Raw genomic sequence first — 14,990 nt, 5'->3', positions numbered from 1 at the left:
CTGAAGGTCCAACAGCCCTCAGTACACCCAAACCTCCACCCGCCGATTCTTGATCCGCCCCTCATCCTCGGTATTCGCCGCCACCGGCATCTGCGCGCCAAACCCGCGAATATCGCGCAGTATCACGCCGCTTTTCACCAGCTCCCTGCGCACCGCCATCGCCCGCAACTTGGACAGCAAGGCCGCCCGCTGCGGATCATTCTTGGCATCGCCAAAGCCCACCAGCGTCACCTGCTTGTGCAGTTTGTCGTGGCTTTGCAGATACGCCACCACCCGCTGCACATCCTGGCGCGCCTTGTTGTCCAGGCTGGCGCTGCCTTCCTCGAAACGAAAATTCACCGTCAGGCGCTGGGCGCTGCGCGCAATCGCCTGATACGCCTCGGGCATCGAGGCGCGTGGGGCTACGCCAATCGCCTGCACATGCTGGGCGACAAAGCCGTTGGCCGCCACGATCGCCTGGCCCTGATCGCTTTGGGCAAAGTCCACCAAGGCCTTGGCCCAGGGATTACGCGTCGCCGGCGGCAGATAAAAGTACAACCGCCGTGACAGCGGGTAATCCTCGGTGGCGATCAGGCTGTTCAGCGCCGGCATCGGTTGCGAGTCGCCATCGACAATCGCCACGGCCTTGGCTTGGCGTACGTAGGGCAGGCCGATAAAACCGATGCCTTGGGGGTCTTGGCTGACCGCATCGGACAGCGCTTCGCTGGACTCGAAACGGCGAGCTGACGTGGCCAGCGGTTTGCCGCGTCGGTTCAGCACCAGTTCCTTGAAGGTGTCATAGGTGCCGGACTGATCGTCCCGCGCGTACAGGTGAATAGCTGCGCCACTGCCGCCGAGTGTTTCCCAGGTGCTGATCTCGCCATTGAAAATCTGCGCCAGTTGCTCGGTGTTGAGGGTGTTCAGCGGATTACGCGGGTTAAGGATGATCGCCAGGCCATCAATGGCAATCACGTGTTCGGCGCCGGGGCTTTTCAGGTCGCCGAGGGGCGCGAGGTCTAGCCGTTCGCTGTCCTTGATCGGGCGGGACGAGGCGGCCAGGTCGGCGCTGTGGTTTTTCAGCGCGGCAAACCCGGTGCTGGAACCATGGGCGGCGACGTCGACCCTCACGGTCTTGCCCTCACGGGTCTTGCCGGTCACACGCTGTTCATTGGCGCTCTCGGCGGGTTCGCTGTGCACGCCTTGCAAACCCTGCTGCTCCATCAAGCCCCTGACCAATGCCGGGACCAAACCCGCGCCAATGGTGTTGGAGCCCTGGATACGCAATGCCAGGCCTTGGTCAGGCAGGGGCAGCGGGGCGGACACTGCGAAGAAAGGGAAAAGGGCCAGCAGTAATAGAACGCGCAGCATCATGCCGACACCTTCGTCAGCCAAAGGGAGTGCCGCGAGATTAAGTCAGTGGGATTGCAGGAATGTGACCGTCACGCCACAAGTCAAAATGTGGGAGGGGGCTTGCTCCCGATGGCGGTGTATCAGCTACAGATCAGCTGGCTGACACACTGCTATCGGGAGCAAGCCCCCTCCCACATTGACCGAGTAGAGTCAGAGAAATCAGCTCAGCTCCAACCAGATCGGCGCATGGTCCGACGGTTTTTCCAATGCGCGCAAATCGTAATCCACTCCTGCGTCCTTGAGCCGAGGCACCAGGCCGGTGGATGCCATGATCACGTCGATGCGCAGCCCGCGCTTGGGCTCATCCTCAAAGCCACGGCTGCGGTAATCGAACCAGCTGAAGCGGTCGGTCACCTCAGGGTTCAAGTGCCGGAAGCTGTCCACCAGCCCCCAGTTTTTCAGGCGGGCCATCCATTCGCGCTCTTCCGGCAGGAAGCTGCACTTGCCGGTTTTCAGCCAGCGTTTGGCATTGTCGGCGCCGATGCCGATGTCGCAGTCCTGCGGGGAAATATTCACGTCGCCCATCACCACCAGGGCCTGATCGTTGCTGAACTGGCTTTCCAACAGCTGTTGCAGGTCTTCGTAGAAGCGCTGCTTGGCCGGGAATTTGGTGGGGTGGTCACGGCTTTCGCCTTGGGGAAAGTAGCCGTTCATGACAGTGACCGGGTGGCCGTTCTCGTCGGCGAAGGTGCCCCAGATGAAACGGCGCTGGGCGTCTTCTTCATCGCTGGCAAAGCCTTTGTGCAGGCTCAACGCCTCTTTGCGCGAGAGCAGGGCCACGCCGTAGTGGCCTTTCTGGCCATGGTAATAAACGTGATAGCCCAGCGCCTGGACTTCGGCCAGCGGGAACTGGTCATCGTGGACCTTGGTTTCCTGCAGGCCGATGACATCCGGTTGATGCTTTTCAATCAGCGCCGCCAGCTGATGAGGGCGGGCACGCAGCCCGTTGATATTGAAGGAGACGATTTTCATGGTCGGCAGTCCAGTCTGACAAAAGGGCGATGCTAGCCGACAAGTCGGACGGGGGCCAGCGTGGCGGTAGGACGCATGCGCTGCTAATGTCTGGGAACGACTGGCGCTGCACAGGTTCGTACCCATAAGAACGCCACCTCTTTGAGTGGCGTCCAGGAGATTGACTGTTATGCCTGACACTTCGATGGCCGCTGCCGAAATTCGTGTGCTCAATAGCGGCTATTCCCGCGAAGCGCGTTCCCTGCTGTACCAGGCCTACCGTCACGAACCGACCTTCGCCTACATCTTCGAAGCCGAGCGCCCCGGTTATGAACAGCGGGTGCGCGCCACCGTGCGCGAGCTGGTAAAGCAACATTTCTTCCAGAAGCTTCCCGCCATTGGCCTGTTCGTCAACGACCGTCTGGTCGGCGTTGCCCTGATCGCCCCGCCGCAACGGCGCCTGGGCATCACCGAGAGCTGGGCCTGGCAAATCCGCATGTGGCTGAGCACCGGGGTACGCGGCACGCGGCGTTATCTTGAATACCATCAGGCCGTCCTGGCGTGCCTGCCCAGCGAGTCGGTGCATGTGTTGCCATTGCTGGGCATTCACCCGCAGTTGCAGGGCCACCACTACGGCGAACAATTGCTTGAAGCGGTTCACAATTGGTGCGCCGAAGACCCGCATTCATCGGGCGTGGTGCTCGACACGGGCAATTCCCGTTACCTAGAGTTCTATAAGCGCCAGGGCTATGAGGAAATCGGTGAAATTGCCGTAGGACCTGTGCTGGAGCATGTGTTTTTCCATCCCAACCCCCAGCCGTTAAGTGCTGCAGCGACTTGAGACAGAATTATTCAGACAAATCCGGGTTCAAAGTTCCTCTCTCGCTCGTGTAGCATCCGCGCCTATGAAGTTTCCAGGAAGATTTACCAGCGGCTTGATCCTGCTGTTCACAAGCTGCGGCGCATGGGCGCAAAGCGAATTGGACGTGCGGATCAAGCCCTCTAACGACGCGCTGAAAGCCAACATCGAAGGCTACATCGGCGGGGTGGGCGATCGTGATGAAGAAGCGCTGCTGCGGTTCAGCCGTGGCGCCGAGGAGCAGGCGCGCAAAGCGGCCCAGGCCCTGGGCTTCTATCAGCCACAGATCGCCAGCGATGTGCAGGGCGGCAAGAACCCGCGCCTGATCCTCACCATCGACCCCGGCGAGCCCGTGCATTTGCGCAACGTCACCCTGCGGGTCGACGGCCCGGCGGCGAGCCTCAAGGGCTTTCGCGTGCCCGCCAGTGACGATCTCAAGCCCGGCGCGGTGCTCAACCACGGCCATTACGATGATGCCAAGCGTCTGATCCAGAACCAGGCATCGCGCTACGGCTTTTTCAGCGGGCGCTTTACGCGTCAGACACTCTCCGTCGATCCCCAGGCGGGCGTCGCCGATATCGAGCTGGTTTACGACAGCGGCCCACGCTACAGCATGGGCAAGGTCAGCTTTAGCGGCGACACTCCATTCGATGAAGAACTGCTGCAACGCATGGTGCCCTTTGAAAGTGGCACCCCTTACGACTCCGAACTGATCGCCGAACTCAACCAGAACCTGCAAGGCAGTGGCTTCTTCGACAGCGTGCGCGTGGACGCCAGCCCCACGGCCTCGACCAATGACGTAATTCCGGTGGCCGTGCAATTGGACACGCGCAAGCCACGCACGATGGGCCTGGGCCTGGGTTTCTCGACGGACGTCGGCCCGCGCGGCAAGGCCAACTGGACGCGCCACTGGGTCAATCCCCAGGGCCACAGTTATGGCTGGGAGGCCGAGCTTTCGGCGCCACGGCAGAACGTCGGCCTGTGGTATGACGTTCCGCTCGACCCACCGCTCACCGACAAACTGCGCTTCGCCGGCGGTTACCAGAATGAAGAGCTGGCCAACACCGACACCCTGAGCAAGCTGCTCACCGTCGGGCCCGAATGGCACAGTAAATTGCCCAGCGGCTGGACACGGGTTATCTCGCTCAAATACCAGCGTGAAGAATACCGCCTGGGCAATGACTCGGGCCTGAGCAACCTGGTGATGCCGGGGATCAGCTACTCCTACCTGCGCAGCGACAACCGCATCGATCCGCACAACGGTTATCGCCTGATGTTCGACAGCAAGGTCGCCAAGGAAGGGCTCGGTTCCGATACCAATCTGCTGTACGGCACCGCCACAATCAAGGGCTTGACCACCTTGTGGGATAACCATCGGTTCCTGGGCCGCGCGCAAGTGGGCGGCAGCGCCACCAACGGCTACAAGTCGGTGCCGCCGTCACTGCGCTTCTTTGCCGGTGGCGACCAGAGCGTGCGCGGCTATGAATACCAGACCCTGTCACCGGAAAACGATCGCGGTGACCGCATCGGCGGCCGCTATATGGTGGCGCTGAGTGCCGAGTATCAATATTCCATCGCCGAAAAATGGCGGATCGCGACCTTTATCGACCAGGGCAACTCGTTCAATACCCTGGAAATGCCCAGCCTGAAAACCGGTGTAGGTGTGGGCGTGCGCTGGGTCTCGCCGGTTGGCCCGATCCGCCTCGACCTGGCCCACGCCCTGGAAGACCCGGGCGGCATTCGATTGCACTTTTCCATGGGGCCTGAGCTGTGATGCGTGGTTTGAAAATAGCGGGGCTGGTCCTGATGGCCATCTTCGCCGTGGCGGTGTTGGCGCTGTGGTCGGTACTCGGAACCCAGGCGGGCAGCCGCTGGGCACTGGGCCAGGTGCCGGGTTTGAGCATAGAGAACTTCCAGGGGCGACTGGGCGGACAGTGGAGCGCCGATCACCTGCTGTGGCAGCAAGACAGCAGCCGCGTCGAGCTTGATGCGCCCAAGTTTGATTGGTCGCCGGGGTGCCTGTTGCGTATGACCCTGTGTATCGATCGTCTGGATGTGGAGCGGGTCAGCCTGCAATTTCCCCCCAGCGCCGAAGCGAGCAGCAGCGGGCCCATCGCGTTGCCCGAGCTGAAACTGCCGCTGGCCATCCAGTTGGGCGACGTTCGCGTCGGTAGCCTGTTGTTCAACGGCAGTGAAGAACTCAAGGGCCTGCAACTGGCGGCGCACTGGACCTCCGCAGGTATGCAGATCGACGCCGTGCACCTGCAACGCGACGGCCTGGTGCTGGACCTCGCCGGCCTGCTGCAACCCGTCGGCGATTGGCCTTTGACGGCCAGCGGTAATCTCAGCCTGCCTTACGCACCGGGCGGCGCACCGTGGACGGTGGCCCTCAAGGTCGATGGCGACTTGCTCAAGACCCTCAAGCTCGACGCCGACAGCAGCGGCTACCTGCCGGCCAAGCTCAGTGGCGAGTTGCAGCCGCTGGTGGACAATCTGCCGGCGCAATTGCGCATCACCGCAGACGCCTTCAAACCCAGCGCCGACCTGCCCGACACCTTGCAACTCAATCAATTGGACCTGAGCGCCAAGGGCGACCTGAAACACGGTTACCAATTGCTGGGCAAAGCGCTGTTACCGGCGGAAAAAGGCCCGGTGGACCTGCTGCTGCAAGGCAAGGTCGACGCCAAGGGCGCGCAGATCGCCGGCCTGGACCTGACTGCTGGCGACCAGCAAAGCCTCAAGCTCAGCGCCAATCTGGACTGGCAACAAGGCTTCAGCGCCGAGGCCAACATCGCCTGGCTGGACTTCCCCTGGCATCGCTTGTACCCGCTGATCGACGAACCGCAGGTAACCTTGCGCACCTTCAACGGTGAAGTTTCCTATAAAGACGGCAACTACCTGGGCAACCTCAAGGCCGATCTCGACGGCCCGGCGGGCAAGTTCAACGTGGTCACGCCGTTCAGTGGCGACCTCAAGCAAATCTTCCTGCCCGAGCTCAAGTTGACAGCCGGCCAGGGCAAGGCCGAAGGCCGTTTGAACGTACAGTTCGCGGACGGCATCGCCTGGGACACCGCATTGGATTTGACCGCGTTGAACCCGGCCTATTGGGTCGCCGAATTGCCTGGCACCCTGGCCGGGCCGTTACGCAGCCAGGGCCAGTTCAACAACGGGCAACTCAAGCTCAACGCCGACCTTGACCTCAAGGGCCGTCTGCGCGGGCAAACCGCCGTGCTGGCCGCCAAGGCCGAAGGCGCGGGCGAACAATGGACCCTCGCCAACCTGGACATCCGCCTGGGCGACAACCGCATCAACGGCAGCGGCAGCCTGCAGCAACGCCTGGCCGGGCAGATCGACATCAAGCTGGCCCGCCTGGCCCAGCTCTGGCCGCAACTGCGCGGGCAGATCAACGGCCGCGTCGATGTCACCGGCACTCTGAAAGCGCCGCAAGGCAAACTCGATCTCAAGGGCCAGCAACTGGCATTGGCCGACAATCGCCTGCAAAACCTCAGCCTCGACGCGACACTGGACAGCGCCCAGCGCGCCAGGATCGACCTCAAGGGCAGCGGCATCCAGAGCGGCGAGACCCAGGTTGGTACCCTCACCGCCAGCGCCCAGGGTGATATCAAGAGCCAGAAGGTCCAACTGGATCTGGCCGGTCCTTTGCTCAAGCTGGCCCTGGCCCTGGACGGCAACCTCGATAAAGGCAACTGGCGCGGGCGCCTGGCCAGTGGTGACGTGCAAGCGGGTGGCCAGGACTGGCGGCTGCAAGCCCCGGCGAAAATCGAGCGCCTGGCCGATGGCAAGCTGACCTTTGCCGCCCATTGCTGGGTGTCCGGTGGCGCCAGCCTGTGCGGCGAAGACCAGCGCCTGATGCCCGAGCCGAAGCTGCGTTACCACCTCAAGCAATTCCCCCTCGACAGCCTCGCGGGCTTTTTGCCCAAAGACTTCGCCTGGCAGGGCAGGCTCAATGCCGACGTGCAACTCGATTTGCCGGCCAGCGGCCCCAAAGGCGTGGTGTCGGTGGACGCCGGTGGCGGCACCCTGCGCGTCAAGGACAAGAATCAGTGGCTGGATTTCCCGTACGACACCCTCAAGCTGGAAACCACCCTCAACCCCAAGCGCATCGACACCCAGTTGAACTTCCGTGGCGGCAAGCTCGGCGAGTTGCTGTTGCAGGCGCAGATCAATCCGCTGCCGGCCAACAAGCCGATCACCGGCAATTTCAGTCTCACCGGGCTGGACCTGGCGGTGGCGCGACCGTTCGTGCCGATGGTGGAAAAACTCAACGGCAAGCTCAATGGTAACGGGCGGATTTCCGGCGGCCTGCTCGCACCCCAGGTCAACGGCAGCGTGAATCTGGTCGATGGCGAAATCTCCGGACCCGAGCTGCCGGTGAGCCTGGAAGGCCTGAACGTGCAAGCGCTGATTGCCGGCGAAAGCGTACAGCTCAATGGCGCCTGGCACAGTGGCAAGGCCGGGCAGGGCAGTCTCAAGGGCCAGATCGACTGGGGCCGCGCCTTGGTGGTGGACCTGAGCCTCAAGGGTTCGCAACTGCCGGTGACGGTCGAGCCCTATGCCGTATTGGAAGTGGCGCCCGACCTGAACATCAGCCTCAAGGACGACAAGCTGGCGATTGCCGGCAAGGTGCACATCCCGCGCGGCGATATCACCGTGCGCGAGCTGCCGCCGTCGACGGTCAAGGTGTCCGATGACACGGTGATCGTCGGCAGCCAGACCGAAGAGGGCAAGCCGCCGATGGCGATGGCCATGGATATCGACGTAGAGGTGGGCGAAGACCAACTCAACTTCGCCGGCTTCGGCCTCACCGCCAAAGTGCAAGGCCACGTGCATATCGGCGACAACATGGACACCCGTGGCGAACTGTGGCTCAACGATGGCCGTTACCGGGCCTACGGCCAGCGCCTGAATGTGCGCCGTGCGCGCCTGTTGTTCGCCGGGCCGTTGGATCAGCCGTTCCTGGATATCGAGGCGGTACGCGTGACCACCGAGTCCTCCCGCACGGTCACCGCCGGCATTCGGTTGAGCGGCAGTGCCGAGCAGCCGACCACGCAGATCTTCTCCGAGCCCGCCATGGCCCAGGAAGACGCGTTGTCCTACCTGGTGCTGGGGCGTTCGCGCACCAACAACGGTGAAGACAACAACATGCTCGCCGAAGCCGCCCTGGGCCTGGGCCTGATGGGCAGCGCCGGGGTGACCTCAGACATCGCCACCAAGTTGGGCATCCAGGATTTCGACCTGGATACCCAAGGCAGCGGCAACAGCACGGCGGTGGTGGCCAGCGGCAAAATCAACGAAAAACTCAGCCTGCGTTACGGGGTTGGGGTGTTCGAACCGGCCAACACCATCGCGTTGCGCTACCTGCTGAGCAAGAAGGTGTACCTGGAAGTGGCAACTGGCGTGGCCAGTTCGCTGGACATCTTCTACAAGCGCGATTTCTAAGCATCACGCGGTCAAAAATGTGGGAGGGGGCTTGCCCCGGTACAAACCGGGGACATCGTTTACATTTCTAACCGGGGACATGGTTTACAGGTTAATACGCATGATCAGGAGGTAACTGATCATGCCCTGGAACCAAGAGTCTCCGATGAATCAACGAATCAGACTGGTCGCTGACTGGCTTTCTGGTAACTACACCAAAAGCCAGCTGGCGCGCCGCTTTAACGTAAGTCGGCCTACCGTCGACAAATGGATCGGCCGGCACAATGGCGATTTAAAGTCTTTAGCCGAACTGTCCCGACGCCCTCACAACAGCCCCAATAAAACCGACGATGAAATCCTGGCCCGTGTGGTGGCGATGAAGGAGGCGCACGATAAATGGGGTCCGAAGAAGCTTCTCGAGCTATTGCGACTTGAAGATCCCTCCATCGCCTGGCCTTCCCCAAGTACAGCAGGCCAATGGCTTGATCGACTTGGGCTCGTCCAAAAGCGGCGCTTCAAGCGCAGACACGGTACTTCCCCTGTAGCAATGCGCGAGGCCAACGAACCTAACCAGACGTGGTGCGCCGACTACAAAGGGCAATTCAAAATGCATAACGCGCAGATGTGCTTCCCTTTGACCATCACAGACCACGCGTCCCGGATGATTTTGGCGTGCAGGGCTCATTCAAAGATCAAGACTGAACCTGTTAAACACGCCTTTGAGAGACTGTTTCAGGAGTACGGCATGCCCGAAGTTATCCGCTCGGACAACGGGGTTCCGTTTGCCTCTCCTGGCCTGGCAAGAATGTCCACGCTGGCAGTTTGGTGGATACGTCTGGGCATCTATCCGGAGCGCACCATGCCAGGGAGACCGGCCCAAAATGGTCGCCATGAGCGGATGCACCGTAGCTTGAAACTGGAGCTGCCCTTAGGAGAAAACTTAATCGAGCAGCAGCTTTTGCTGGAGCACTTCAGGCATGAGTTCAATTACGTGCGCCCTCATGAAGCGCTCGGTATGAAGCGTCCAGGGGACGTGTATGTGCCGTCTACCCGGATTTACCCAGGATGCTTGCCGGATGTGGAGTATCCGTCCGAAATGAAGGTTCGAAGCGTCAGACAGGACGGGTCGATCAAGTGGAACGGCAAGTTGGTATTTATCAGCGAGGCATTGTCTGGGGAACGGATAGGACTCAGAGAAGCTGAAGATGATGTTTGGGATCTGTACCTATGTGATTATCCCTTGGGGAGATTTGGACGCGGTATGACCCGCGTCCAGGCCTCAAATGTGTAAACGATGTCCCCGGTTTCAGTTGTAAACGATGTCTACGGTTCTACACCCCGATAGCGGTGGGTCAGCCAAAAAATATGCTGACTGGTCCACAGCCATCGGGGGCAAGCCCCCTCCCACATTGGTTCTTTATTTCAGTCAAGCTTTCCGCCAATTACCAAGCAACCTAACTATTCCATTTGACATTCGCTGCCTAAGCAGTAATATCTCGTCACACATTCACTGCCTAGGCAGTAATAAGGTGACTTCCGATGCCGCATTTCACCCCTGAAAACTTCCACAACTGCCACCTCGGGCTGTTGCTGGGCCGCGCTGCGATCCTCAAGGACCGCATCATCGACACCCATATGGAACCCCACGGCATCACCGCCGCGCAGTTCAAGGTGTTGATCATCATGGCCCAGTTCGGCGTCGACACGCCGGCCGAGCTGTGTCGCAACCTGTCCCTGGACAGTGGCTCGATGACGCGCATGCTCGACCGGTTGGAGCAGAAAAAGCTGCTCAGTCGCAAGCGTTCCGACCTGGACCGCCGCCAGGTGCAGTTGGTGCTCACCGCCGACGGCCAACGCCTGGCAGACATGCTGCCGCAGATCGGTGCCCAGGCCCTCAACCAACTGGCCGGTGTGCTTGAGGCGGGCGAGCTGGAAACCCTGGAGCGGATCCTCAAGAAAATTCTGATAGCTGCGGGTGATCCCATCACCCTTCAGCGGGTAGGACAATGATGAACACACGCGCATTCAGCCTGGTGCTGATGGCGATGACGTTGGCCGGTTGTGCCAACTACAGCGGCCTTGACACCCAAGGCAAACGCCTCGACGCCAATAGCTTGCAAACCGGCAAATCCCTGAGCGGTGTCAGCCTGTCCAGCGCCGCCTGGCCGGCCGCCGACTGGTGGAAAAGCCTCGGCGACCCACAGCTCGACGGCCTGATCCAGGAAGCCCTGCAACACAGCCCCGATATGCAGGTCGCCAGTGCCCGTGCGCACCAGGCCGAAGCTGCGGCCTATGCCGCCAACGCCGCGCGCATGCCCACCGTGGATGCCAGCGCCGGTGTCAGCCGTTCGCGGCTGGCCAAGGACCAGGACCCGCGCGGGGAGGGCGATGCCTATTCGACGGTGCGCAACATCGGCGCCAGCTTCAATTACAACTTCGACCTGTGGGGCGGCCAGCGCGCCGCCTGGGAAGCCGCCCTGGGCCAGGCTCGCGCCGCCGAAGTCGACCAGCAGGCCGCGCGCCTGACCCTGGCCGCCAACGTGGCCAAGGCCTACAGCGATCTGGGCCAGGCGCATATCGTGCGTGACCTGGCTGCCGACGACCTCAAGCGCACCCGCCAGATGCTCGACCTGAGCAAGCGTCGCCTGAGTTCCGGCATCGACAGCGAATACCAATACCAGCAAACCGAAAGCCTGGAAGCCAGCTCCCAGTCGCAGTTGATCGATGCGGAAAAACAACTGCAAAGCGCCAAAATCGCCCTGGCCGTGCTGCTCGGTAAAGGCCCGGACCGTGGTAACGAACTGGCGCGCCCGAATGTACTGAAACCCACGGCGGTCGCCGTGCCGTCGGTGTTGCCCGCCGAGCTGCTCGGCCGGCGCCCGGACCTGGTCGCCGCGCGCTGGCGGGTAGAAGCTGCGAGCAAGGACATCGCCGCCAGCAAGACCCGTTTCTACCCCAACCTCAACCTGAGCGCGAGCGCCGGCGCCGAATCGTTGTTGGGCGACGCCATGTTCGGTTCGGCCAGCCGCTTCTTCAATATCGCGCCGACGATATCGCTGCCGATCTTCGACGGTGGCCGCCTGCGCGCCGACCTCGACGCCCGCGACGCCGATTACGACCTGGCCGTGGCCCAGTACAACAAAACCCTGGTGCAAGCCCTGGGCGACATCGGCAGCACCCTGTCGCAACTGCGCGATACCGGGCGGCAGATCCAGGCGCAGCAACACGCCGCGGATATCGCCCAGCAGTCCTACGACACCGGGGTGCAGCGCTACAGCTCCGGCATCGGTAACTATCTGGATGTGCTCAGCATCGAGCAGCAACTGCTGCAGGCCCAGCGTCAGTTGGCGACCTTGAATGCTGCGCAGATCGATCTGTCGATTCAATTGATGCAGGCCCTGGGTGGCGGGTTCAACGCCAGCAACGTGGCCGCGACCACCCCAGCCAACCGCACGGAATAATTTGAGGTATTTGTCATGGCCACTGCCGACAGCAACACCGCACCCGAACAAACCAAAGACAACAACCCGCGCAAACGCAAAGTCATGCTGATCGGCCTGGCGCTGATCGTCATCCTCGGTGTCATTGGCGTCTGGGCCTGGTACGAGTTCTACGGGCGCTTCAACGAAAGCACCGATGACGCCTATGTGAATGGCAACGTGGTGGAAATCACCCCGCTGGTCACCGGCACCGTGGTCAGCATTGGTGCCGATGATGGCGACCTGGTCCATGAAGGCCAGGTGCTGGTCAATTTCGATCCCAACGACGCCGCCGTCGGCCTGCAAAGTGCCCAGGCCAACCTGGCCCGTACCGTGCGCCAGGTCCGCGGCTTGTACAGCAATGTCGATGGGATGAAAGCCCAGGTCAACGCGCAGAAAGCGGACGTGCAGACGGCCCAGGATAACTACAACCGGCGTAAGACGCTGGCCCAGGGCGGAGCGATCTCCCAGGAAGAATTGTCCCACGCCCGTGACAGCCTGACCGCCGCCAAAAACGCCTTGACCAACCTTGAGCAGCAACTCAAAACCAGCAATGCCCTGGTGGATGACACGGTGATTTCGTCCCACCCGGATGTGCAGGCGGCCGCCGCGCAACTGCGCCAGGCTTACCTGGCCAACGCGCGCAGCACCTTGATCGCCCCGGTCACCGGCTATGTGGCCAAGCGCACCGTGCAACTGGGCCAGCGCGTGCAACCGGGTACCGCGCTGATGGCGGTGATTCCGCTGGACCAGTTGTGGATCGATGCCAACTTCAAGGAAACCCAGCTGCGTGATATGCGCATCGGCCAGCCGGTGGATATCGAATCGGACATTTACGGCAGCGATGTGAAATACAGCGGCACCGTCGACAGCCTGGGCGCTGGCACTGGCAGCGCGTTTGCCTTGCTGCCCGCGCAGAACGCCACCGGTAACTGGATCAAGATCGTGCAGCGGGTGCCGGTGCGCATCCATATCAACGCCGAAGAGCTGGCCAAGCACCCGTTGCGGGTCGGCTTGAGTACCGTGGTCAACGTGGACCTGCATGACCAGAGCGGCCCGGTGCTGGCGCAACAGGCGCCGCAGAAGGCTTCGTTTACCACCAACGTGTATGACCGCCAATTGGCCGAAGCCGATGCCATGATCAATCAGTTGATCCATGACAACAGCGTCGCCGCTCCCAAGGCTGCGCAACGCTGATGAGCAATAACGCCTCGTTCACGCCGCCCAGCCTGGTGATGGCCACTATCGGGCTGTCGCTGGCGACCTTCATGCAGGTGCTCGACACCACTATCGCCAACGTGGCGTTGCCGACCATTTCCGGCAACCTGGGCGTGAGTTCGGAGCAGGGCACCTGGGTCATTACCTCGTTTGCGGTGAGCAACGCCATTGCCTTGCCGCTCACCGGTTGGTTGAGCCGGCGCTTCGGCGAGGTGAAGCTGTTTCTGTGGGCGACCCTGCTGTTCGTGCTGGCGTCGTTCCTGTGCGGTATTTCCACCTCGATGCCCGAGTTGATCGGCTTTCGCGTGCTGCAGGGCTTGGTCGCCGGGCCGCTGTACCCGATGACGCAGACCTTGCTGATTGCGGTGTACCCGCCGGCCAAGCGCGGCATGGCTCTGGCGTTGCTGGCGATGGTCACGGTGGTGGCGCCGATTGCCGGGCCGATCCTCGGCGGCTGGATCACCGACAGCTACAGTTGGCCATGGATCTTCTTCATCAACGTGCCCATCGGCATCTTTGCGGTGATGGTGGTGCGTGCGCAGCTCAAGAAACGCCCGGTGCAGACCAGCCATCAACCGATGGATTACGTCGGGCTGCTCAGCCTGATCGTCGGCGTCGGCGCCTTGCAGATCATCCTCGACAAGGGCAATGACCTGGATTGGTTCGAGTCCAACTTCATCATCATCGGTGCGGCCATTTCGGTGATCGCCCTGGCGGTATTCGTCATCTGGGAAATGACCGACAAGCACCCGGTGGTCAACCTGCGCTTGTTTGCCTACCGCAACTTCCGTATCGGCACCATTGTGTTGGTCGGCGGCTATGCGGGTTTCTTCGGCATCAACCTGATCCTGCCGCAATGGCTGCAGACCCAGATGGGCTACACCGCCACCTGGGCCGGCTTGGCGGTGGCGCCGATCGGTATTCTGCCGGTGCTGATGTCGCCGTTCGTGGGCAAGTACGCGCACAAGTTCGACTTGCGCCTGCTGGCGGGGCTGTCATTCCTGGCGATGGGCTTGAGCTGTTTCATGCGTGCGAGCTTCACCAACGAGGTGGATTTCCAGCACATCGCTCTGGTGCAGTTGTTCATGGGTATCGGCGTGGCGCTGTTCTTCATGCCGACCTTGAGCATCCTGATGTCCGACCTGCCGCCGCAGCAGATTGCCGACGGCGCCGGTCTGGCGACCTTCCTGCGGACCCTGGGCGGCAGCTTCGCGGCGTCGCTCACCACCTGGATCTGGATTCGCCGCGCCGACCAGCACCATGCCTACATGAGCGAGAACATGACCGTCTATGACTCGACCACGCGCGATGCCGTGCAGGCGCTGGGTGGGGCAGGGCACAAGGCCTATGCGCAACTGGACCAGATTCTCACCAGCCAGGCGTACATGATGTCTACCGTGGATTACTTCACGTTGATGGGGTGGGTCTTCGTGGGGTTGATGCTGCTGGTGTGGCTGGCCAAGCCGCCGTTTGGCGCCAAGGCCGGGCCGGAAGCGTCCGGGCACTGACCTTCAAGAGTGAAATGCAATCAAATGTGGGAGGGGGCTTGCTCCCGATGGCGGTGGGTCAGTTACAGATTGGCTGACTGACCCACTGCTATCGGGAGCAAGCCCCTCCCACATTTTGATCTCTGTTTACATTCAATAGGTGATGTT

10 protein-coding genes are annotated in these 14,990 nt (G+C 61.6%); 8 read left to right on the top strand and 2 right to left on the bottom strand.

What is annotated here, in order from left to right:
* Positions 1 to 18: 18 nt before the first annotated feature.
* Both C4J86_RS16000 and xthA read right to left on the bottom strand, forming a co-directional pair.
* A complete protein-coding gene (locus tag C4J86_RS16000) occupies positions 19 to 1,350 on the bottom strand; it encodes a substrate-binding domain-containing protein (RefSeq protein ID WP_124371117.1) in 1,332 nt (443 codons plus the stop codon).
* Positions 1,351 to 1,548: 198 nt separating this feature from the next.
* Positions 1,549 to 2,361: an exodeoxyribonuclease III gene (gene xthA, locus C4J86_RS15995; RefSeq protein ID WP_124363347.1), complete on the bottom strand. Its 813-nt coding sequence runs from the start codon at positions 2,359 to 2,361 to the stop codon at positions 1,549 to 1,551.
* Positions 2,362 to 2,530: 169 nt separating this feature from the next.
* Between xthA and C4J86_RS15990 the strand changes: the two genes are divergently transcribed.
* The 8 genes from C4J86_RS15990 to C4J86_RS15955 all read left to right on the top strand — a co-directional run bounded on the left by C4J86_RS15990 (position 2,531) and on the right by C4J86_RS15955 (position 14,843).
* Complete coding sequence (locus C4J86_RS15990) at positions 2,531 to 3,181, top strand: N-acetyltransferase (RefSeq protein ID WP_124371116.1); 651 nt, start codon at positions 2,531 to 2,533, stop codon at positions 3,179 to 3,181.
* A 64-nt stretch (positions 3,182 to 3,245) separates the two neighbouring features.
* Positions 3,246 to 4,973 (top strand): autotransporter assembly complex family protein, encoded by a 1,728-nt coding sequence (locus C4J86_RS15985; protein ID WP_124371115.1) that lies wholly within the window; start codon positions 3,246 to 3,248, stop codon positions 4,971 to 4,973.
* Positions 4,973 to 8,659: a translocation/assembly module TamB domain-containing protein gene (locus C4J86_RS15980; RefSeq protein WP_124371114.1), complete on the top strand. Its 3,687-nt coding sequence runs from the start codon at positions 4,973 to 4,975 to the stop codon at positions 8,657 to 8,659. The genes C4J86_RS15985 and C4J86_RS15980 overlap by 1 nt, the downstream gene beginning before the upstream one ends.
* A gap of 121 nt (positions 8,660 to 8,780) precedes the next feature.
* On the top strand, positions 8,781 to 9,929 hold the full coding sequence (locus C4J86_RS15975) for a DDE-type integrase/transposase/recombinase (protein WP_124369216.1): 1,149 nt from the start codon (positions 8,781 to 8,783) through the stop codon (positions 9,927 to 9,929).
* 248 nt (positions 9,930 to 10,177) lie between these two features.
* Positions 10,178 to 10,648 (top strand): MarR family winged helix-turn-helix transcriptional regulator, encoded by a 471-nt coding sequence (locus C4J86_RS15970; protein WP_124371113.1) that lies wholly within the window; start codon positions 10,178 to 10,180, stop codon positions 10,646 to 10,648.
* Positions 10,648 to 12,099 carry an efflux transporter outer membrane subunit gene (locus C4J86_RS15965; RefSeq protein WP_124371112.1) on the top strand — a complete coding sequence of 484 codons (1,452 nt, stop codon included), beginning with the start codon at positions 10,648 to 10,650 and terminating at the stop codon, positions 12,097 to 12,099. Before C4J86_RS15970 ends, C4J86_RS15965 begins: the two co-directional genes overlap by 1 nt.
* Before the next feature lie 15 nt (positions 12,100 to 12,114).
* The gene (locus C4J86_RS15960; protein WP_124371111.1) at positions 12,115 to 13,314 is read left to right on the top strand and encodes an efflux RND transporter periplasmic adaptor subunit; all 1,200 of its coding nucleotides are present in this window, start codon (positions 12,115 to 12,117) and stop codon (positions 13,312 to 13,314) included.
* The gene (locus C4J86_RS15955; RefSeq protein WP_124367467.1) at positions 13,314 to 14,843 is read left to right on the top strand and encodes a DHA2 family efflux MFS transporter permease subunit; all 1,530 of its coding nucleotides are present in this window, start codon (positions 13,314 to 13,316) and stop codon (positions 14,841 to 14,843) included. Before C4J86_RS15960 ends, C4J86_RS15955 begins: the two co-directional genes overlap by 1 nt.
* Positions 14,844 to 14,990 lie beyond the last annotated feature (147 nt).

Origin of the sequence: Pseudomonas sp. R2-7-07, from assembly GCF_003852355.1 — a bacterium.
Classification (GTDB): Bacteria; Pseudomonadota; Gammaproteobacteria; order Pseudomonadales; family Pseudomonadaceae; genus Aquipseudomonas.
Note: the sequence above shows the minus strand (reverse complement) of the source record. Positions and strands in the feature narration are given on the sequence as shown.